General features: G+C 63.4%; 16 protein-coding genes. 10 read left to right on the top strand and 6 right to left on the bottom strand.

Annotation, left to right across the window (positions count from 1 at the left end; translation table 11 throughout):
• Positions 1–84 precede the first annotated feature (84 nt).
• The 4 genes from QM741_RS00105 to QM741_RS00090 all read left to right on the top strand — a co-directional run bounded on the left by QM741_RS00105 (position 85) and on the right by QM741_RS00090 (position 5,213).
• Positions 85–891 (top strand): AraC family transcriptional regulator, encoded by an 807-nt coding sequence (locus QM741_RS00105; RefSeq protein WP_415205738.1) that lies wholly within the window; start codon positions 85–87, stop codon positions 889–891.
• 75 nt (positions 892–966) lie between these two features.
• Positions 967–1,671 carry a L,D-transpeptidase family protein gene (locus tag QM741_RS00100; RefSeq protein ID WP_415205737.1) on the top strand — a complete coding sequence of 235 codons (705 nt, stop codon included), beginning with the start codon at positions 967–969 and terminating at the stop codon, positions 1,669–1,671.
• A gap of 60 nt (positions 1,672–1,731) precedes the next feature.
• Positions 1,732–3,027, top strand: a complete 1,296-nt coding sequence (locus QM741_RS00095; protein ID WP_415205736.1) for an amidohydrolase family protein — start codon at positions 1,732–1,734, stop codon at positions 3,025–3,027.
• A gap of 113 nt (positions 3,028–3,140) precedes the next feature.
• Positions 3,141–5,213, top strand: coding sequence for a M13 family metallopeptidase (locus QM741_RS00090; RefSeq protein ID WP_415205735.1), 2,073 nt, complete (start codon positions 3,141–3,143; stop codon positions 5,211–5,213).
• Between the two features lie 20 nt (positions 5,214–5,233).
• On the opposite strand, the gene QM741_RS00085 is transcribed toward QM741_RS00090, so the two are convergent.
• Positions 5,234–5,878, bottom strand: a complete 645-nt coding sequence (locus tag QM741_RS00085; protein WP_415205734.1) for a GNAT family N-acetyltransferase — start codon at positions 5,876–5,878, stop codon at positions 5,234–5,236.
• A gap of 131 nt (positions 5,879–6,009) precedes the next feature.
• Between QM741_RS00085 and QM741_RS00080 the strand changes: the two genes are divergently transcribed.
• Both QM741_RS00080 and QM741_RS00075 read left to right on the top strand, forming a co-directional pair.
• Positions 6,010–6,384 carry an MmcQ/YjbR family DNA-binding protein gene (locus QM741_RS00080; RefSeq protein ID WP_415205733.1) on the top strand — a complete coding sequence of 125 codons (375 nt, stop codon included), beginning with the start codon at positions 6,010–6,012 and terminating at the stop codon, positions 6,382–6,384.
• A gap of 16 nt (positions 6,385–6,400) precedes the next feature.
• Complete coding sequence (locus tag QM741_RS00075; RefSeq protein ID WP_415205732.1) at positions 6,401–7,309, top strand: cation diffusion facilitator family transporter; 909 nt, start codon at positions 6,401–6,403, stop codon at positions 7,307–7,309.
• A 307-nt stretch (positions 7,310–7,616) separates the two neighbouring features.
• Here QM741_RS00075 and QM741_RS00070 read toward each other — a convergent pair whose 3' ends face one another.
• Positions 7,617–8,351, bottom strand: coding sequence for a transposase (locus tag QM741_RS00070; protein WP_415205731.1), 735 nt, complete (start codon positions 8,349–8,351; stop codon positions 7,617–7,619).
• A 158-nt stretch (positions 8,352–8,509) separates the two neighbouring features.
• Between QM741_RS00070 and QM741_RS00065 the strand changes: the two genes are divergently transcribed.
• Both QM741_RS00065 and QM741_RS00060 read left to right on the top strand, forming a co-directional pair.
• Complete coding sequence (locus QM741_RS00065) at positions 8,510–9,526, top strand: IS110 family transposase (protein WP_415205730.1); 1,017 nt, start codon at positions 8,510–8,512, stop codon at positions 9,524–9,526.
• A 534-nt stretch (positions 9,527–10,060) separates the two neighbouring features.
• Positions 10,061–11,077, top strand: coding sequence for an IS110 family transposase (locus QM741_RS00060; RefSeq protein WP_415205730.1), 1,017 nt, complete (start codon positions 10,061–10,063; stop codon positions 11,075–11,077).
• A 617-nt stretch (positions 11,078–11,694) separates the two neighbouring features.
• Here the strand turns inward: QM741_RS00060 and QM741_RS00055 are convergent.
• Together QM741_RS00055 and QM741_RS00050 are read right to left on the bottom strand one after the other, a co-directional pair.
• A complete protein-coding gene (locus QM741_RS00055; RefSeq protein ID WP_415205729.1) occupies positions 11,695–12,234 on the bottom strand; it encodes a hypothetical protein in 540 nt (179 codons plus the stop codon).
• A gap of 2 nt (positions 12,235–12,236) precedes the next feature.
• Positions 12,237–16,016 carry an RHS repeat domain-containing protein gene (locus tag QM741_RS00050; RefSeq protein WP_415205728.1) on the bottom strand — a complete coding sequence of 1,260 codons (3,780 nt, stop codon included), beginning with the start codon at positions 16,014–16,016 and terminating at the stop codon, positions 12,237–12,239.
• A gap of 81 nt (positions 16,017–16,097) precedes the next feature.
• Between QM741_RS00050 and QM741_RS00045 the strand changes: the two genes are divergently transcribed.
• Entirely contained in the window at positions 16,098–16,400 is a 303-nt protein-coding gene (locus QM741_RS00045) for a BrnT family toxin (protein WP_415205727.1), read from the top strand.
• 8 nt (positions 16,401–16,408) lie between these two features.
• Complete coding sequence (locus QM741_RS00040; RefSeq protein ID WP_415205726.1) at positions 16,409–16,642, top strand: hypothetical protein; 234 nt, start codon at positions 16,409–16,411, stop codon at positions 16,640–16,642.
• 475 nt (positions 16,643–17,117) lie between these two features.
• Here the strand turns inward: QM741_RS00040 and QM741_RS00035 are convergent, their stop codons facing one another.
• Complete coding sequence (locus QM741_RS00035) at positions 17,118–17,447, bottom strand: hypothetical protein (RefSeq protein WP_415205725.1); 330 nt, start codon at positions 17,445–17,447, stop codon at positions 17,118–17,120.
• A 9-nt stretch (positions 17,448–17,456) separates the two neighbouring features.
• On the bottom strand, positions 17,457–21,086 hold the full coding sequence (locus QM741_RS00030) for an RHS repeat domain-containing protein (RefSeq protein ID WP_415209042.1): 3,630 nt from the start codon (positions 21,084–21,086) through the stop codon (positions 17,457–17,459).
• Positions 21,087–21,102 lie beyond the last annotated feature (16 nt).

Here is a 21,102-nt window from a genome sequence, read left to right as displayed (position 1 = left end):
TGCTGGCTTCTCGTCGCGGCGTGAACCGCCGCTTCGTAAGCAATGCTAGCGGGCCCACATCTCACGGGATTGAAAAAACGCGACATGGCGAGAAGCAAGCCGATCAAATTGCGCGGCGCCTTGCATGCACGCCTCGATGTCAAGGGGTTTCATCACGCCCGCTATTGGCCGTCGCCCGATCTCGCGCAATTCGTCGAACACTACTGGGCGGTCGACTGGACGCTCGACGAGCCCTGTGTCCGCGAAACGCTTCCGCATCCGGTCGTCCATCTCGTCGCCGAGAACGGCGAGGCGACGATCGGCGGTCCGGCGACGCGGCGCTGGACGCGCCGATTCGCTCCGGGTCGCGGCCGCGTCTTCGCGATCAAGTTCCGCGTCGGCGGCTTCCGCCCGCTCGTCGACGGACCGGTCAGCGCCTATGCCGATCGCGTGCTGCCCGTGCGCGAAGTATTCGGCGAGCGGGTGCGCCATCTCGGTCGCGACGTGCTCGCCGCCGCGGACCACCACGCCGCCGTCGCGATCTACGAGGCGTTCCTGCGCGGTCTCGGCTTGCGCGACGATCCCGCGGTCGACTTCGTCGCCGGCATCGCCGAACGCATTGCCGATGATCGCGACATCACGCGCATCGAGCAGGTGGCGGCGGAATTCGGCCTGACCCCGCGCACCCTGCAGCGGCTGTTCCGCGACTACGTCGGCGCCAGCCCCAAATGGCTGATCCAGCGCTATCGCCTGCACGAAGCGGTGGCGCGCATCGACGCGGGCAGGGCCTGCGACTGGGCCGCGCTCGCGCTCGATCTCGGCTACGCCGACCAGGCGCACCTGATCCGCGACTTCAAGAAGATCGTCGGGCGCACACCGGTCGAATATGCAAAGGCCGGGGCGAATCCGTGATCGGCGGTGATGTCGCGGCGAGGTATTCTCCGCTTGTTGCGTCCCGTTTGTGTCCTGTCCGCGTTGATTCCCACGATGACCGCCGTGCCCGCTACCGCCGTCGATTCTGCCGAACTCATTCCCGATTCCGCGCGCGCCCGCGAAGCGGAGGCGCGCGTGCGGCCCGCGCTCGAACGCGATCTGGCGACAGTGCGCCTGCGCTACGGCGCTCCGGTCTTCGTGCGGATCTTCAAGCGCGAATCGGAGCTCGAACTGTGGCTGCGCGAAGGCGAGGGGAAATTTATACTTTTCCGAAAATATCCCGTGTGCAAGTTCTCCGGTGATCTCGGCCCGAAGCAGCGCGAGGGCGACAACCAGGCGCCCGAGGGCTTCTATTCGGTTGCGCCGAAACAGCTCAACCCGACGAGCAAATACCACCTCGCCTTCAACCTCGGCTATCCGAACGAGTACGACCGCGCGCACGGCCGCACCGGCAGCGCGTTGATGGTACACGGTGATTGCGTATCGATCGGCTGTTACGCGATGGGCGATGCCGGTATCGAGGAAATCTACACGCTGGCCGCGGCGGCGCTGCGCGCGGGGCAGGGCGCGTTCGACGTGCACGTCTTTCCGTTCCGTCCCACCGACGCTGCGCTCGCGGCAAGTGCAGGCTCGCCGTGGCATGCGTTCTGGCAGGAGCTCGCGCCGGCGTACGCGCTGTTCGAGCGCGACCACGTGCCGCCGCGGATTTCGGTCGAGAATGGCCGCTATCGCATCGCATCCGCCGCAACCGTGCGTTAGAGTGGCGGTCATCGTTTTGCATACGAACTTCCCGAGGCCAGGCCAACCATGATCCAGCGCATGTCGCTCACCGCCACGTTGCTTCTCGTAACGGTTTCGTTCGCCACGGCCAAGGACATCGTTGTCCACGCCGGCACGCTGATCGACGGCAGCGGCGGTGCGCCGCGACACGATGTGTCGATCCTCGTCCACGACGACCGCATAGCCGCGGTCGAACCCGGCTTCAAGACACCGGCCGGCGCGGAAGTGGTCGATCTGTCCAAAGCGACCGTGCTGCCGGGCTTCATCGACTGCCACGTGCACGTGGCGGCGAAGCTGCCGAGCCGCACGAACGCGGTCGAAGACTGGCTGACCCATTCCGACCTCGACCGCGCCTTCGACGCGGCGCTGTTCGCGCGGCAGATGCTGCAGCAGGGTTTCACCAGCGCGCGCGACGCGGGCGGCGGCGACGAGAGCGTCGCCCTGCGCGAGGCGATCAACGCGGGCAAAACGCCGGGGCCGCACCTGTGGGTGGCGCTCGAACCGCTCGGGCCGAGCGGCGGCCACGGCGATCCGCGCAACGGCCTCGATCCGAAGCTTACACATGCCGGCTGGGACAACGGCATCGTCGATACGCCCGACGAAGCGCGCCTGCGTGTGCGCGAGCACAAGCGCCGCGGCGCCGACCTGATCAAGCTGATGCCGTCGGGCGGCATCGCCTCGACCGGCGACGACCCACGCGCGCAGACGATGACCTTTGATGAAATGCGCGCCGCGGTCGAGACTGCGCACGCGCTCGGCCTGAAGGTCGCCGCGCACATCTATCCGGCCGCGGCGATCGAGAACGCAGTGCGCGCCGGCGTCGATTCGGTCGAGCACGGCTCTTTCGCGACCGCGCAGACGTTCGCGCTGATGAAGGAGAAGGGCACCTACCTCGTGCCGACGCTGACCGTCTACGACGTGTTCTACCAGGTCGCGCAGGAGCATCCCGAACTGCTGCCGCCCGGCACCGCGCAGAAGGAACTCGCCAACGACCTGCTGCCGAAGAAGAACCTGCCGCTGGCGCTGAAGTCGGGCGTGAAGATCGCCTACGGCACCGACATTGGCGAAGGCGACCATACCGAGGAGTTCGCGCTGCTGACCGCCAACGGCATGAGCGTGCAGAATGCGATCCTCGCGACGACGCGCAACGCGGCCGACCTGATCGGCGCGAGCGACCGCATCGGCTCCGTGCAATCGGGCCGCTATGCCGACCTCGTCGCCGTGGCCGGCGATCCGCTCGCCGATCCGGCGTTGCTGCGCAAGGTCGATTTCGTGATGAAAGGCGGCGTGGTCTACCGCACGCAGGGCAAGCCGACGACGGCGGCTGCAGAGTAATTCCGGCGGTATTCGCGCTGCCCGACGAGTGCGCAGAGCCGTGACTTGAGGCAGGGGCGCCCGATCGCGCCTGCGCGCTAGCATCGGCGCTTCTTTCGCCTTGGGGAATTGCGATGAAACTGCTTGCCGTCTCGTTGCGCCGGCTGGCGCTCGCCGGTGCGATTGCCGGAGGAGTCCTCGGCATGGGCGCTTCCACAGCGTTTGCGGATACGGCTGCGACGGCCAGGCCCGACGTGGTCGCGGCGAACGTCGACGCCTCGGTCAATCCCGGCGACGACTTCTTCAGCTACGCGAACGGTGCCTGGCTCAAGGCGCATCCGATCCCGGCCTCGGAAGCGAACTGGGGCATCGGCCGCGCCGTGCAGGACGATCTCTACGCGAAGCTGCGCAAGATCAGCGAGGACGCGGCCGCGCAGAAGGATGCCGCAGCGGGCAGCGACACGCAGAAGATCGGCGACTTCTGGGCGACGGCGATGGACGAGGCGCTTGCCGAACGCAACGGCCTGACGCCGCTCAAGGCGCAGCTCGCGCAGATCGACGCGGTCAAGGACGCCGCCTCGGCGCTCGACGTCGCGTTCGCCCTGCAGCCGCTCGGCGTCGGCGCGTTCTTCGACTTCGGCGTGTTCCAGGACGAGAAGGCCAGCGAGGTCATGGCCGTGCACGCCGTGCAGGGCGGTCTCGGCCTGCCCGAGCGCGACTACTACTTCAACACCGAGGCCGGCGTGGCCAAAGTGCGCGCGGCCTACGTCGTGCATCTGGCGAACGTGCTCCAGCTGCTCGGCGCGGACGCGAAGTCCGCCGCGGCGCAGGCGCAGAAGGTGATGGCGTTCGAGACCGCGCTGGCCAAGGTGTCGCGCAAGCTCGAAGACCTGCGCGATCCGGAAAAGAACTACAACAAGATGGCGCCGGCCGAGTTCACGCAAAAATATACTCCGGCGATCGCCTGGACCGACCGCCTGCGCGGCTGGAAGCTCGATGCGCCGTACGTCATCGTCGGCCAGCCCGAATTCTTCGCCGGCCTGCAGGCGCGGCTCAAGGGCACGCCTGCGCCCGTGCTGCGCGACTACCTGCGCGTGCAACTCGTCGATGCCTATGCGGGCGCGTTGAACAAGGCGATCGACGACGAGAGTTTCAGTTTCTACGGCAAGGTGCTGCGCGGGCAGAAGGAACAGCGTCCGCGCTGGAAGCGTACGCTCGATGCGGAGAACCGCGCGATGGGCATGATCCTCGGCCGCATCTTCGTCGCCGAGTATTTTCCTGACAGCGCCAAGCAACGCTACAACGCGGCGGTCGAGGCCATCCGCAGCGCCTACGGCGAACGCATGGCCAAGCTCGACTGGATGAGCGCGGCGACCAAGGCGAAGGCGCGCGAGAAGCTCGCCGCGGTGACGAAGAAGGTCGGCTATCCGGACAAGTGGAAGGACTATTCCACGCTGACCGTCGGCCGCGCCTCGTACGCGGACAACGTGATGAACGCGCGGCGCTGGGCGTGGAACGACATGCTGTCGAAGTTCGGCAAGCCGGTCGACCGCGGCGAATGGGACATGACTCCGCAGACCTACAACGCCTACTACAACCCGTCGAACAACGAAATCGTGCTGCCGGCCGCGCAGTTCGCGATTCCCGGCTTCGCGGACGGCGACATCGACGACGCGGTCGTCTACGGCTACGCCGCGGCCTCGACGATCGGCCACGAGATCACCCACGGCTTCGACGACGAAGGCCGCCAGTTCGATGCGAAGGGCAACCTCGCCGACTGGTGGACGGCCGACGACGCGCGCAAGTTCAACGAGCGCGCGCAGGCCATGGTCAGGCAGTTCGACGCCTACGAGCCGCTGCCGGGCCTGCGCATCAACGGCAAGGCCAGCCTTGGCGAGAACATCGCCGACTACGGCGGCATCCTGATCGGTCTCGACGCGTTCAAGAAGACCGAGCAGTACAAGCGCGGCGAGAAGATCGCCGGCTACACGCCGGTGCAGCGCTTCTTCCTCGGCTACGCGCTGTCGTGGATTTTCGCGGAGCGCGACGAAGCGCTGCGCCAGAGCCTGCTCAGCGACGTGCACGCGCCGCCGAAGTGGCGCGTCAACGGACCGCTCTCCAACATCGGCGATTTCCACGAGGCGTTCGGCGTGAAGCCGGGGCAGGCGATGTACCGCGCCGAGGCCGATCGCGTGCGCATTTGGTGACCGCGCCGGGCGGTCGTGCGCTACAGCGCGAGGCTGACGCGCACCACGCCCGGATTGTTGAGCGACATGCCGCGCTCGAAGCCGAGCTTCGCGCACAGGTCGAGCATCGCGCCGTTCCCGTACAGCACGTCGCTCCACAACTCGATCGCGCCGAGCTTGCGCGCCGAGGCGATCGTGCGTCGCATGAGCAGGCTGCCGAAACCCTGGCGGGCGAAGCGGCCTTCGACGACGATCGCGAATTCGGCCTCGGCGAGCACCGGGTCGAAGTGCGCGCGCGCCACCGCGTGGATTTCGACCGGCAAGTCCGCATGCGCCGGATCGTCCGGCGTCGCCAGCACCCAGGCGAACGCGAGCGCGGGATCGAGTTCGCAGAGCTGGTGCGCGAACGCGTCGGGCAGTTCGTTGAGCGGGTGCAGGAAGCGCAGGCGCACTTCCTCCGGCGTGAGGCGGTGGAAGAAACGCTGCAACACCTCGACGTCGTCCGGCCGGATCGGGCGCAGAACCAGCGGCGTGCCGTCGCGCGCCGTCAGCCGCTCGCCGCCGCCAGCCGCGCTGCGCTGCGGCGTGCGCCGTTCGCTGCGCCGCGGCGGCGGCCGTAGGCCGCGCCCATGGCGCGGCAGCGCCCAGCGCTCGGCGAGTTTGCCCGGATTTGCTAAAGTGTCCATGGGATCACATCTTGGGCGTTCGATTTGGAGCAGCCCACCTAAATTTGGCCGAAACGATTCAGCAACATGACCCGCCGTTCACATGGCGGCCGCGAGCGCTTGCCATTCAGCGCTTTCCAAGACGAATTGCCATGAACGAAATGGAACTGAAAGCGCTCAGCCGGGACTGGCCCGGCGTCGCCAGCGCGGTGAAATGGGACGACGACCTCGTCTTCACCGTGTCCGGCAAGATGTTCGCGGTGTACTGCCTGCACGGTCCGCATCGCGGGCGCATCTCGTTCAAGGTCGACGCCGAGCGTTTCCTGGAGCTGACCGACCAGCCCGGCATCGTGCCGGCCGCGTACATGGCGCGCGCGTTCTGGGTGTCGATCGCCGAGCCCGACCGCTTCGCGCGCGCGAAGATCGGCGAGTTCGTGCAGCGCTCCTACGCGCTCGTGCGCGCGGGCCTGAGCAAACGCCAGCAGGCGGCGCTGAATGCGGCGCATGCCGACGCCGTCAAACAATGAACCAGGGAACCGCCGGATGTCGGGCAAAGCCGATTCGCTGAAAACGATCTTTTATGCGCTCGGCGCGAACTTCGCGATCTTTCTGGCCAAGGCGGCCGCAGCCTTCGTCACGGGCTCGGGCGCGATGACGGCGGAGGCCGTGCATTCACTCGCCGACTGCGGCAATCAATTGCTGCTGCTGCTCGGTCTCAGGCAAGCCAAGGCGCCGCCGTCGCCCGACCATCCGCTCGGCCGCGGCAAGGAAATCTATTTCTGGTCGTTCCTCGTCGCGCTGCTGCTGTTCAGCGTCGGCGGCGCGTTCTCGGTCTACGAGGGCCTGCACAAACTGCACGCGCCCGAGCCGGTGAAGTGGCCGTGGCTCGCGGTCGGCGTGCTCGCGTTCGGCATCGTCGCCGAAGGTTTCTCGATGGCCGGCTGCATGCGCGAGGTCAACAAGGCGCGCGGCGCGCATTCGCTGTGGCGCTGGTTCCGCGAGAGCCGGCAAAGCGAGCTGATCGTCATCTTCGGCGAAGACCTCGCGGCGCTGCTTGGCCTCGTCTTCGCCCTGCTCGCGGTGCTGCTGACCGTGTTGACCGGCAATCCCGTGTTCGACGCGATCGGCACGCTCGCGATCGGCGCGCTGCTCGTCGTCGTCGCCGTATTCGTCGCGATCGAGGTCAAGGCGCTGCTGGTCGGGCAGAGCGCCGGCGCCGACGTCGACGCCGCGATCGGCGCATTCCTCGACGGCCGGCCCGAGATCGTGCGCGTATTCAACCTCATTACCCTGCAACTCGGCGGCGAGATCATGGTCGCGGTCAAGGCGCAGATGCGCGGCAACCTGTCGGACCGCGGCGTGGTCGAAGCGATCAATGCGGTCGAAGCCGCCATGAAGCAGCGTTTTCCCGAAATCCGCTGGAGCTTCTTCGAACCCGACGTGGTGGATTGAGGCGCGGCGACGTCCGCAGCGGATTCCATTTCATCGGCAGTGCCGTTGCGGCGCGGGAAAACGGCGTCGGAAAACGGGAAAACGGCGTCAGAGACACTTTTATTGGAGACAGGAGACACTTGGAGACAGGAGACACTTTTATTGAGGCTTTCGTAAATGAGTGACGGTCGAATTTTCCGTCATTCCGGCAGGGACTGCCGGAATCCCGTGCCACGGACGGCAACGTCGCAGTGTGCGTGAGGTTCACATCCCTGTGACTGGATTCCGGCAATCCCTGCCGGAATGACGTCACTGGTTTACGAAATTCTCAATAAGGGGCGGTTTGCTTTCGCGGTCGATGCGCGGGCCGGACGCCGGCAAAGCGCTTCAGCTTTGCCTCCACCTGCGCCCGGAAACGGTCCGTTCCCCAGGCCCTTTGCTGTTGTAGGTACGTCCGTATTTCGGCAATGGTCTCACCGGCCAGCACTTCGGAAAACAGCCCCCGATAGGCGGCTGCCCGTTCTTCCGGGTCACGACCCAATCCCAGCAGCGTGGCGTGCGGGGTGACCAGCGGATCGAGTTTGCTCAAGGCGTTGGCATGGTAGCTGGACCAGGGATGCTCTGATGGGTCGCCCACCATCCAGGCGCGTACCGGATTGAGTTCGATGTATCGCGAGCACACGAGCACATAGTGTTCGGAATCCACCAGGCAGGACTTGTAGCGCCCCTCCCACAGCGTGCCCGTGCGGCCATGACGGCCATTGAACAGGCCGGCATAGTTCCGTGCGAACGTCTGCATCATCCGGGACAGCACACCCGTCTCCGGCGGCGTGATCAGCAGGTGGACATGGTTGCTCATCAGCACATAGGCGTGCAGCGCACAGCCATAGCGGAGCAGCGCTTCCTTCAGACATTGCAGATAGCGCTGCCGGTCCTCGTCGTCGAGGAAGCAGGGCAAGCGGTTGTTGCCGCGCTGAACCACGTGCTGCGGCACGCCGGCGATATCGGGACGTGGGAGTCTGGCCATGCCGACATTTCGCCAGATATCGGTCGTCCAAGGCATCGGCAACCTGCCGCACCTGGCGTCAGAAAAGTCCGCGCACAGCCATCAGAAAGTGTCTCTGAAAGTGTCTCTGAAGACTCATGTCGCCGCCGCCTGCGCGTGGCGGTATGTTCGGACTTGCGAAGTTCTGAACATCCACCCCGCGACAGGAGGCAGCCATGTCACTTTACGCAGCCATCGATCTGCATTCCAGCAATAGCGTGCTGGCCGTGATCGACGAAACCGATCGGCCCTTGCGGCAATGCCGCTTACCCAATGAATTGCCGGCAATCCTCAAAACGCTGGAGCCTTTTCGAGAGGAGATTGCCGGTCTGGTTGTCGAATCGACCTACAACTGGTATTGGCTCGTCGATGGCCTGAAGGATCATGGCTATCGTGTGCACTTGGCCAACACCGCGGCCGTGCCGCAGTACGACGGACTCAAGTACAGCGGTGACGAATCCGATGCCCGGCACTTGGCGCATCTGTTGCGTCTGGGGATTCTGCCCGAAGGGTATATCTACCCGCGCGATCAGCGTGCGATTCGCGACCTGCTGCGTCGCCGCTTCCAGTTGGTGCGCATGGCCGTCGGTCTGATGTTGTCGGTGCAATCGAGCTGGGCCAGACATACCGGACAGCGCATCTCGGCCAATGCGGTGCGCCAGCTCTCGGGCGAAGTCATCGAGCGGGCCTTGCCCGATCCGTCGGTGCGCTATGGCGTGCTGGCTCAGTTGCAGGTCTGGTTGCACGTGGAAGAGCAGATTCGGCAGGTGGAAAAGTGGGTCCTCGCCTCGCCCGTCCGCCATAGCGAACAGCGCGTATTGCGTTCGATACCGGGCGTCGGTTCGATTCTGTCCATGACGATCGCGCTGGAAACCGGAGACGTCGCGCGCTTCGCCGAGGTGGGCGACTATGCTTCGTATTGCCGCATGGTCAAGAGTGAGCGCATTTCCAACGGCAAGAAGAAAGGCCACGGCAACCGCAAGTGCGGCAATCGCTACCTGGCTTGGGCATGGATCGAAGCGGCGAACTTTGCCACGCGATTCAGCCCGCCCATCCAGCGCTGGTTCGATCGCAAGGCCAGTCGATGCCATAAGGTCGTCGCCCGCAAGGCCGTAGCGCACAAGCTCGCACGAGCCGGCTACTTCCTGATGCGCGACGGCGGCCGCTTCGACGTGCAGCGCGCGTTCGGATGATCCGATCATGCCGGCGGCGATCCGCTCGCAACGGGGTTGGCGTCCAGCCCGGACTCTGAATAGCGATCCTCGCCGGCGCCCGTGTTGGAGGAAACCGCCCATCGTCCGAGCCCTCTTGGGTTGATCCCCTTCGGGTGAGATCAGGCATCTGTGCGCCGCATCGCGGGCACCTGGACGGCACGATGGCAACCGACGAGTGTTTGGGAGCGCAGCTCAGGGGCGAGAAGCCTTGATCCAGAACGGTGACTGGGCGGAATCCTTCCGCATCCACCCGACAACACCAGGCAGCGGTTCATTCACGACACGGCATTACCGTTCCTCTTCCGCTCTTCCGAGCGGAGTGGATATCTTGTTGCCTATTGACGGAGGCGGCGAAATGGTGACACCGTTTTCCCCGTTTTCCCCGTTTTCCCCGTTTTCCCCGTTTTCCCCGTTTTCCCCGTTTTCTGAAGACTCATGTCGCCGCCGCCTGCGCGTGGCGGTATGTTCGGACTTGCGAAGTTCTGAACATCCACCCCGCGACAGGAGGCAGCCATGTCACTTTACGCAGCCATCGATCTGCATTCCAGCAATAGCGTGCTGGCCGTGATCGACGAAACCGATCGGCCCTTGCGGCAATGCCGCTTACCCAATGAATTGCCGGCAATCCTCAAAACGCTGGAGCCTTTTCGAGAGGAGATTGCCGGTCTGGTTGTCGAATCGACCTACAACTGGTATTGGCTCGTCGATGGCCTGAAGGATCATGGCTATCGTGTGCACTTGGCCAACACCGCGGCCGTGCCGCAGTACGACGGACTCAAGTACAGCGGTGACGAATCCGATGCCCGGCACTTGGCGCATCTGTTGCGTCTGGGGATTCTGCCCGAAGGGTATATCTACCCGCGCGATCAGCGTGCGATTCGCGACCTGCTGCGTCGCCGCTTCCAGTTGGTGCGCATGGCCGTCGGTCTGATGTTGTCGGTGCAATCGAGCTGGGCCAGACATACCGGACAGCGCATCTCGGCCAATGCGGTGCGCCAGCTCTCGGGCGAAGTCATCGAGCGGGCCTTGCCCGATCCGTCGGTGCGCTATGGCGTGCTGGCTCAGTTGCAGGTCTGGTTGCACGTGGAAGAGCAGATTCGGCAGGTGGAAAAGTGGGTCCTCGCCTCGCCCGTCCGCCATAGCGAACAGCGCGTATTGCGTTCGATACCGGGCGTCGGTTCGATTCTGTCCATGACGATCGCGCTGGAAACCGGAGACGTCGCGCGCTTCGCCGAGGTGGGCGACTATGCTTCGTATTGCCGCATGGTCAAGAGTGAGCGCATTTCCAACGGCAAGAAGAAAGGCCACGGCAACCGCAAGTGCGGCAATCGCTACCTGGCTTGGGCATGGATCGAAGCGGCGAACTTTGCCACGCGATTCAGCCCGCCCATCCAGCGCTGGTTCGATCGCAAGGCCAGTCGATGCCATAAGGTCGTCGCCCGCAAGGCCGTAGCGCACAAGCTCGCACGAGCCGGCTACTTCCTGATGCGCGACGGCGGCCGCTTCGACGTGCAGCGCGCGTTCGGATGATCCGATCATGCCGGCGGCGATCCGCTCGCAACGGGGTTGGCGTCCAGCCCGGACTCTGAATAGCGATCCTCGCCGGCGCCCGTGTTGGAGGAAACCGCCCATCGTCCGAGCCCTCTTGGGTTGATCCCCTTCGGGTGAGATCAGGCATCTGTGCGCCGCATCGCGGGCACCTGGACGGCACGATGGCAACCGACGAGTGTTTGGGAGCGCAGCTCAGGGGCGAGAAGCCTTGATCCAGAACGGTGACTGGGCGGAATCCTTCCGCATCCACCCGACAACACCAGGCAGCGGTTCATTCACGACACGGCATTACCGTTCCTCTTCCGCTCTTCCGAGCGGAGTGGATATCTTGTTGCCTATTGACGGAGGCGGCGAAATGGTGACACCGTTTTCCGGATGCGCTCGGAGACGAGCAGGCCCGAGGTCGCCTCGTAGGCAACAGAAAGTGCCTCTGACACCGTTTTCGGACACCGTTTTCGCGCCACTTTTGAACTCTAAAGTAAAGACCTGACCCTACGCTCCGACGATCGATGTCGCAATTTATACAATGCAGCATTTAGCAATGTTGCAGCAATACAAGACGCGACCTCGTGCGTCACTGAGTCTAAGCAGCTCCTTCACTGTGCGGTTACACGAACAGCAAGGCATTCTGACGAAATAGTTCCATCTTCACTACTGAATATTGGTATCCCCAACTGCTCTCCAACGCTCCTGCGGAATGGGCTGTGGTATTTGGCGATCAATTCGTAATTCTCACCTCTGTCAGCACCAAGATCAGCCAATTTCTGAGTGAATGTCTTGGTCAGCTTACTTTGTGGTTTCACTCGTACAAAATTGCGAATGTCTGGGCTTTGCGGAACAAAAGGTTCCGAAATTTTGTCCTTCGCGATCCATTTTTTTGTGGAGGAATTTTTAAGCCAAAAAGAAATATCGTATTCCGAAATGTCGAATAGATATAAATCTTTGTCTGTGTGGTTAGTTATTTCGACATCGATTTGAATTTGATCAAATAACCCATATTCCGATTTTCGAGTACTTATCGTCATCGTCAGAAGATCATGACCTGACTTCTGAAACAGTTCATTTTCGTCCGATTGTGCCGGTATCGGGGACAGTATCGCCAAGCACATCAGAAAAACGCCAGTCACAATTTTCATTGTTATAACCCGTTGTAGGAATTGTGCGTGTCGACATTCAGACGCTGAATATTGTTATTCGAAAGTCCAAACTTCACACCGACCTGAATTTGAAAACTGTTTGCCCCAACGACTCCATTCTCCAAATCGGGCGCAAACTGCGGTGTATTGGTCAAACCCCAGAGTTGTTGTTCAACATGATATGCATCATGCGCGATATTGGATGCATTCCAAGCCACATCCCCCCTCATCAACTCATAGAGATTAATATCGTATCGTCCGAGCCCTACGTTCATGCCAGAAACGACATTGTTGCTTATCACGAAATCATTGATCCAAGAGATTACGCTCGCCTCATAATCGCTAATAGACCAAGCTGAAAAATTGATTCTCCCGACCGCATCGTCAAGATTAGCTAGCGCCAGACCCCGCTCAGATGGCGTGCCGCCGATAAGGTATACCAGTACATCTTTCCCAAGGATTGTTACCGAGGAGGCTTGATACATGGGTGAATATTCTGAACTTGGGATAGCTCTACCGCTATCCGTATACGCGGCGGGAGGAGGGTTTGGAGAGGTTTGAGAACGTTGCTTTTCCACCGCGCTCTCTGCTGCCCACGCTGCCAGTGCTGTAGCCGCCCCATTTGCGAACTTCCCTCCCGAAAGCGCCGAAGCGGTCCCGCCGATGATCGCCCGCATGATTCCAGTTGTAGCGTCGCTACCCCTCGGCCCGAACGACGATGCGAAGCTCGATATCGCCGCACTTCGGAACGCACTGCCAAAACTCTGGCCCTGCAATGACGCCAACGTTCCTTGCACCACACCTTGCGCCAGCGCGTTGGCGGTGGCTTTAATGAGAAAGTTGGCTGCCGGGTTGCTGGCCCAGGCGCCACTACCACCGATGCCTTGGGTAATCTGCCCGCCATAATACGATGAGATGAATGCCGCCGCGGCCGCACCAATATTTCCGTTGGTGGCCGCCGCCGCCCATACCGCATCGACCCACGGAGCAAACTCGCCATTTCCGCTGGCATAGAGCACCGCATCGATCACGACGTGGACGATGTTCCCAAAGACCGAATTCCAGAACGAGTACCCCGTCGGGTCGGTAAGGCTGAGCGGATTGTTGGCGACGTAGCTGTATCGGTTCAGCCCTTGGCTTCCGGGATTCTGTACCGGATCGGCCTGGAGCATCCTCCCCAACTGCGGATCGTAGATGCGCCCGTTGAAGTGGACGATCCCCATCGCCTCCACGCCTTCCTGCCCGGTGAACCCGTGCGTCGTGGTCTGGATCGGCCAGTCGATGCCCGTCTGCGTCCACGTGTCCGGGCTTCGCCGGTTGCCCCACGCATCGAACGCTTGCTGTTCGACCTTCGTTCCGTCCGCATGTGCGATCACATTCGTGCTGCCCAGGTGGTCCGTCAGCACGTAGCGCGTGTCGTTCGCCATCACCAGGTCGATCGCCACGCCCAGATACCGCTTCTGTTCGCTCGTCGTGCCCCCGCTGATCGTGATCTCGACCTTGCCGAGGTACAGGGTCAATACGCCGTTGTCGCTGCGCAGATACCGATCGCCCTCCGGGCCGTACTGGAACGTCGTCGTGTCGCCGCCCAACTGGGCCTTCACCGCCTGGTTCAGCGCGTTGTACGTCAGCGTGCGTCCGTCGTTGCGCGTGGTCTGGTTGCCGTTGCTGTCGTACTGGTAGGTCTGGTTGACGGTTCCCGTGATCTGGGTGACCCGGGCGGCGCTGCCGCTGCTGCCGTGGTTCGCGCACCCCGCCGGGCCCTGATAGGTGTAGGTCTGCGTGGTGTTGTCCACCCCCGTGCCGGTCATGACCTGCGTGCACAGGTTGCCCAGGGCATCGTAGGTCATCGCCTGCGTGCCGATCACGTTGATGATGTTGCCGCTGTCGATCGCGCCGCTCCAGGCGCCGAGTTGCGCTTGTTTGAGGCGATTGAGACCGTCGTAGGTGAGTTGTTCCACCGGGCTCTTGCCGGAACTGGCGTTCTTCAATCGCGCGCTGACGTTGCCCACGACATCGTAGGCGTACTGGTCGTCCTGCAGGGCACAGGTGCCCGTGCCGTTCGTGCACACGGATTTCAGGCGGCCGTCCTTGGCGTAATAGCCCAGGCTCGTTTGCAGGTGGGTGCTGCCGCCGCGCTTTTCGCTGACGGGCTGGCCGCGTTCGTTGGTCTGCAGGAGCTCGTACAGCCGCCCGCCCAAGCCCGCATCGATCGTCTGGCTTTGCGCGGCCGTGGTCAGGCGCGTGTCGTTCTGCCGGTCGGCGAAGCCTTTCGTGGTGTAGTGCGTGGTCGTGATCTGGCCGGTCGCGTCCTGCTGCTGCTTCGGGCGGCCGTAGCCGTCGAGGGCGGTGGTTTCGGTATAGGTGCCCGAGCCGGACAAGACGTGCTGGCGCTGGTACAGGCGTCCGTAGCTGTCGTAGGTGAACGTGCGCGTCAGGTTCTGGTCGCCCGTGCCGACGTGGGTTTCCGTGGCGAGCTGACCGTAGCCGTGGCTTTGGGTGTCGTAGCTCCAGGCGTCGGTGATCGTGCCGCTCCAATCGGCCCCCGTGCCGGTCGCCACGCGCTGCCACTTCCTTCCCAGCGCGTCGTAGCTCCGCGCGATCGTCTGGCCCTTCGCGTCGGTTTGGGTGAGCACGTCGCCCGCCGCGTTGTAGGTGAACGTCGTCGTGCCGCTGTCCGCATCCGTCTGGGTCAGCTTGCGGCCCAGGTCGTCGTAGGTGAAGCTGCTCGTGACGGTGCCGTTGCCGGCGTTGCGCGTGATCGCGAGCACGTCGCCCATCGCATCGTAGCTCTGCGTCACCGTCAGGTGGGTGGCGGTATCGCCGTTGACCGTGCCCGGATCGAGCGTCTGCACCGCCTCGCCCATCGGGTTGACGATCGTCTCCCCGCTGTAGCCGCGGGCGTTGGTGACGAACGTGCTCAGGCCGACATACTGGTTCGTCGTGGTGCCGTCCGGCGTCGTCACGGTGAGCGCGCGGCCGAGCACGTCGTAGGCCGTGGTCGTCGCGTAGCTCGCGCCGCCGCAGGCCGCGCCGCTGATCGTGGGGCTGCCGTCGCCCGATACGGTGGCGTTGAGGAAGAACGGCTCGGACTGGTACGTCGGCCGGTTGTGCGCGTCGGTGAACGCGCACGTGGCCGTGAACTGCTGGGTGGTCGGATTGCTGTCGAACGCCTGCGCGACGGTCATCACCGGGCGGCCGAGCACGTCGAAGTACGTCCAGCTGCTCGCACTGCCCGCAGTGATCGTCTGCGCGCGGAATTTGAAGCGGGGGTCGGTGCCGCAATTGGCGCCGCTGCCGCACAGGCGGAACGTCGTCGTGCTCGCGTGGCCGAGGTTGTCCTTGGTGAAGTACGGCCGGCCCAGCACACCGAACCGCGCCGCCTGGGTGGTGCCGTTGATCGCACTCTGGCCGGTGGCGTTGCCGAACTCGTCGCGCGCCGTGACCTGCGTGGCCTGCTGCTCGTTCCAGCCGCCTGCCGTCGTGGCGAAGGGCAGGCGGCTGGCGGTGACGTAGCGGCCGAGGCTGTCGTAGCTCGTGCGGGCGTAGCGCAGCACGGTGGTGCCGCTTTGCCGTTGTGCGACGCTGCCGTTCGTCGCGCCGGCGCGGCATTGCGTGTCGGTCACGTTGCTGCTGCATTGGTACGCCGCCGTGCGGTTGCCGTAGGCATCCCGATCGTAGAGCGTGCGCAGGTCCTGGTTGACGCTCGCGCCGGACTGGATGCGCTCGGAGACGAGCAGGCCCGAGGCCGCCTCGTAGGCAACAGAAAGTGCCTCTGACACCGTTTTCCGTGTTGCCCAAGTCCGAGCAGCGCGTCGTCATGCGCCTGATCGATTCCATGTTCGCCCAAGCCGGGCGCTGAGATGGGCCCCCAACTCGATGTCACCTGGGACCCGAACAAGGCTCGCCGCAATCTCGCCAAGCACCGCGTCTCGTTCGCGCACGGTGCGAGCGTCTTGCTCGACCCTCACGCCCTCACCGTGTTCGACGAGACACACAGCGAAGACGAGGAACGCTGGTTTACCCTGGGCCTCGCCAACGACGGCGCGCTGCTCGCCGTCTCCCACACTTACCGCGTCACCGGCCCCGACAGCGCGCAGGTGAGAGTGATTTCCGCCAGAACCGCCACGCGCCGCGAGCGCGACCAATACCACGCATCCCGATAGGTGATCCCATGAACCCGACCCATCGCGACGACGACATGCCCGAGGAGATCGACTTCGCCAAGGCCACCCGCGGCAAGTTCTATCGTCCTGGCACCAAGCTGCAATTGCCGGTGTACCTCGATGACCCGGTGCAGACGCGCCTCACCGCACTCGCCAACGCCAAGGGCGTCGATCTTTCCGCTCTCGTCAACGACCTCTTGCGCAAGGACATCGAGCTCATTGAAATCAGCGCCGGGCGCTGAGCGCTCGCGCATTGCCAGTCGCTAAAACAACGAAGCCCGACGCAAGGCCGGGCTTCGATCAACGCCGCAATTTATACAATGCAGCATTTGGCGATGTTGCAATACAAGACGCGACCCCGTGCTCCATCAGATAAATGAACCTGACCCTTTTCCCTGCCGCTTCACCCACGCACATGGACGGACCCGATGGCAACCGAGGAGTGTTTGGGGGCAAATGCCCAAAGGAGCGCAAGGGTATGTTCGCAGACCCTCGCGCTTCCCATCCAGAACGGTGACTGGGGCGGGACTCCGCGTCCGCCAACCGCATCGGAACACACCGGCAGCGGAACTTCCTCAACAGCAGGCTGCTTCGCGATCGAGCCGATCATGGATCGGAGCAGTGTTTGTGTGCCTATTGACTTGGGCGGCTAAATGGTGACCCTGCGCCGTGCGCGCCGTGCGCGCCGTGCGCGCCGTGCGAGCCTCTCTCGCGTACTCACGACTCGGGCCTCAATGGGAGTCCACACAGGCCCGCTAAACAGTTGCGTTCCTGGATGAGTTTTTTCAACGCTTGATGACGATCCAATTTGTTCGATGAAAAAAATAGCGGCTCGAGAGCCGACAGCTTTTTCCTGACGGCTTCGATTCCCGGATTCTCATTTTCCCAAGATATGAAGTCGTCCCACTCCAAGGGAAACTTCAATTTATCGTCCACGAACCGATCAATCAGGCACACCAGATCGCCAGCGTTCGCTGCAACATTTTGGCGCACGTGAAAATGCCGTGAGCCAACAAACCAATCGGCGATTCTATTTAGCAGGTTCATTAATCCGCTCTACTTTGGAATAGCTGCTGCGCTCGTCGACCATAGGTCGATATGCCCGCTAGTTATTCCAATGCTTCTGACCCAATCGCCAGATATTCTGAATACGTTCACCCCATTCGTCGCACTACCCGACCAACCCCATCCAATTCGCAATACTGAGTTGCTATTGATATCGAAAAGGCTACTACCGCCTAATGCTTGTCGGCCGAATACCCAACCCGTTGGCCCAAATGTATCGCTTACAAACATCCCTCCATACATGCTGTCAACCGCGTAGCCTGCCATGACTCCAACGGGCCGAGCCACGAGCCCCGGGCCTAGGGCTAAGGCTGTCGATGTAGCTGTTTCTGGTGTCCACAGCGAAGCTAGTGCTCCGGGAACTGCATAAAGATCATTGCCCGTCGAAACCTGCATATCGGCCCAATATTGCGCCGCTTCTGCTCCTGCTTTGGTTCCAGGCAACTCGAACGCTACGGCGTAATTCAAATCCACCGGATGCGCCGCCATGTAGTTGTCGATCTCGGCATCCATCCGCGCGTCCTGAGCCCTGCGCGCCTGCGCCGCCTGATACTTCTCCGACGCACTTTCGGCCGCCCACGACGCCAACGCCGTCGCCGCCCCGTTGGCGAACTTTCCACCCGAAAGCGCCGACGCTGTCCCGCCAATCATCGCCCGCATGACTCCCGCCGTCGGCGAGGTGCCGCTCGGCCCGAACGACGACACAAAACTCGATATCGCCGCACTCCGGAACGCACTGCCAAAGCTCTGGCCCTGCAACGATGCCAGCGTTCCCTGCAACATGCCCTGCGCGAGACTTCGCTCTGTGGTCGCGATTAAAAACTGTCCCGGATTTTCCTTAAACGCATCCCATCCCCCTGACGAGCCGACGTAGTTATATGTCACGTAAGACGAGATGAATGCTGCCGCTGCCGCGCCGATATTCCCGTTGGTGGCCGCCGCTGCCCATACCGCATCGACCCACGGAGCGAACTCGCCATTTCCGGTGGCGTACAACACCGCATCGATAAAGACATGAACAACAGTACCGAAGAACGAGTTCCAGAATGAGTATCCGCTCGGGTCGGTGAGCGTTAGCGGATTGTTGGCAACGTAGGCGTATCGGTTCAGTCCTTGGCTTCCGGGGTTCTGCACCGGGTCGGCCTGCAACATCTTGCCGAGTTGCGGATCGTAGATGCGCCCGTTGAAGTGGACGATCCCCATCGCCTCCACGCCTTCCTGCCCGGTGAACCCGTGCGTCGTCGTGGTGATCGGCCAGTCGATGCCCGTCTGCGTCCACGTGTCCGGGCTTCGCCGGTTGCCCCACGCATCGAACGCTTGCTGTTCGACCTTCGTGCCGTCCGCGTGCGCGATCACGTTCGTGCTGCCCAGGTGGTCGGTCAGCACGTAGCGCGTGTCGTTCGCCATCACCAGGTCGATCGCCACGCCCAGATACCGCTTCTGTTCGCTCGTCGTGCCCCCGCTGATCGTGATCTCGACCTTGCCGATGTACAGCGTCAGGATGCCGTTGTCGCTGCGCAGATACCGATCGCCCTCCGGGCCGTACTGGAACGTCGTCGTGTCGCCGCCCAACTGGGCCTTCACCGCCTGGTTCAGCGCGTTGTACGTCAGCGTGCGGCCGTCGCTTCGCGTGGTCTGGTTGCCGTTGCTGTCGTACTGGTAGGTCTGGTTGACGGTTCCCGTGATCTGGGTGACCCGGGCGGCGCTGCCGCTGCTGCCGTGGTTGGCGCAGCCCGCGGGGCCCGGATAGGTGTAGGTCTGCGTGGTGTTGTCCACCCCCGTGCCGGTCATGACCTGCGTGCACAGGTTGCCCAGGGCGTCGTAGGTCATCGCCTGGGTGCCGATCACGTTGATGATGTTGCCGCTGTCGATCGCGCCGCTCCAGGCGCCCAGTTGCGCTTGTTTGAGGCGATTGAGGCCGTCGTAGGTGAGTTGTTCCACCGGGCTCTTGCCGGAACTGGCGTTCTTCAACCGCGCGGTGACGTTGCCCACCGCATCGTAGGCGTACTGGTCGTCCTGCAGGGCACAGGTGCCGGTGCCGTTCGTGCACACGGATTTCAGGCGGCCGTCTTTGGCGTAATAGCCCAGGCTTGTGGTCAGATGCGTGCTGCCGCCGCGTTTCTCGCTGACCGGTTGGCCGCGCTCGTTGGTCTGCAGGAGTTCGTACAGCCGTCCGCCGATTCCCGCATCGATCGTCTGGCTTTGCGCGGCCGTGGTCAGGCGCGTGTCGTTCTGCCGGTCGGCAAAGCCTTTCGTGGTGTAGTGCGTGGTCGTGATCTGGCCGGTCGCGTCCTGCTGCTGCTTCGGGCGGCCGTAGCCGTCGAGGGCGGTGGTTTCGGTATAGGTGCCCGAGCCGGACAAGACGTGCTGGCGCTGGTACAGGCGTCCGTAGCTGTCGTAGGTGAACGTGCGCGTCAGGTTCTGGTCGCCCGTGCCGACGTGGGTTTCCGTGGCGAGCTGACCGTAGCCGTGGCTTTGGGTGTCGTAGCTCCAGGCGTCGGTGATCGTGCCGCTCCAATCGGCCCCCGTGCCGGTCGCCACACGCTGCCACTTCCTTCCCAGTGCGTCGTAGCCCAGCGTGATCGTCTGGCCCTTGGCGTCGGTCTGGGTGGCGACGTCGCCCGCCGCGTTGTAGGTGAACGTCGTCGTGCCGCTGTCCGCATCCGTCTGGGTCAGCTTGCGGCCCAGGTCGTCCCAGGTGAAGCTGCTCGTGACGGTGCCATTGCCCGCGTTGCGCGTGATCGTGAGCACGTCGCCCATCGCATCGTAGCTCTGCGTCACCGTCAGGTTGGTGGCCGTATCGCCGTTGACCGTGCCCGGATCGAGCGTCTGCACCGCCTCGCCCATCGGGTTGACGATCGTCTCCCAGCTGTAGCCCCGGGCGTTGGTGACGAACGTGCTCAGGCCGACGTAGTGGTTCGTCGTGGTGCCGTCCGGCGTCGTCACCGTGAGCGCGCGGCCGAGCACGTCGTAGGCCGTGGTCGTCGCGTAGCTCGCGCCGCCGCAGGCCGCGCCGCTGATCGTGGGGCTGCCGTCGCCCGATACGGTGGCGTTGAGGAAGAACGGCTCGGACTGGTATGTCGCACGGTTGTGCGCGTCGGTGAACGCGCACGTGGCCGTGAACTGCTGGGTGGTCGGGTTGCTGTCGAACGCCTGCGCGACGGTCATCACCGGGCGGCCAAGCACGTCGAAGTATGTCCAACTGCTCGCACTGCCCGCAGTTATCGTCTGCGCGCGGAATTTGAGGCGGGTGTCGGTGCCGCAGCTCACCTGGTTCGTGCCGGTGCCGCACAACCGGAACGTCGTCGTGCTTGCGTGGCCGATGTTGTCCTTGGTGAAGTACGGCCGGCCCAGCACCCCGAACCGTGCCGTCTGCGTGGTGCCGTTGATCGCACTCTGGCCGGTGGCGTTGCCGAACTCGTCGCGCGCCGTGACCTGCGTGGCCTGCTGCTCGTTCCAGGCGCCTGCCGCCGTGGCGAAGGGCAGGCGGCTGGCGGTCACGTAGCGGCCGACATTATTGTCGTAGGTCGTTCTGGCGTAGCGCAGCATCGCGCGCTTGCGGAAGAAGTGCGCCTGCATCCGCGTGCGACGAACACCGGAGGTCAGTGGCGCGGTCAGCATAACCATTCCGCAATAA

It is taken from the genome of Rudaea sp., assembly GCF_047601565.1.
Lineage (GTDB): Bacteria > Pseudomonadota > Gammaproteobacteria > Xanthomonadales > Rhodanobacteraceae > Rudaea.
Note: the sequence above shows the minus strand (reverse complement) of the source record. Positions and strands in the feature narration are given on the sequence as shown.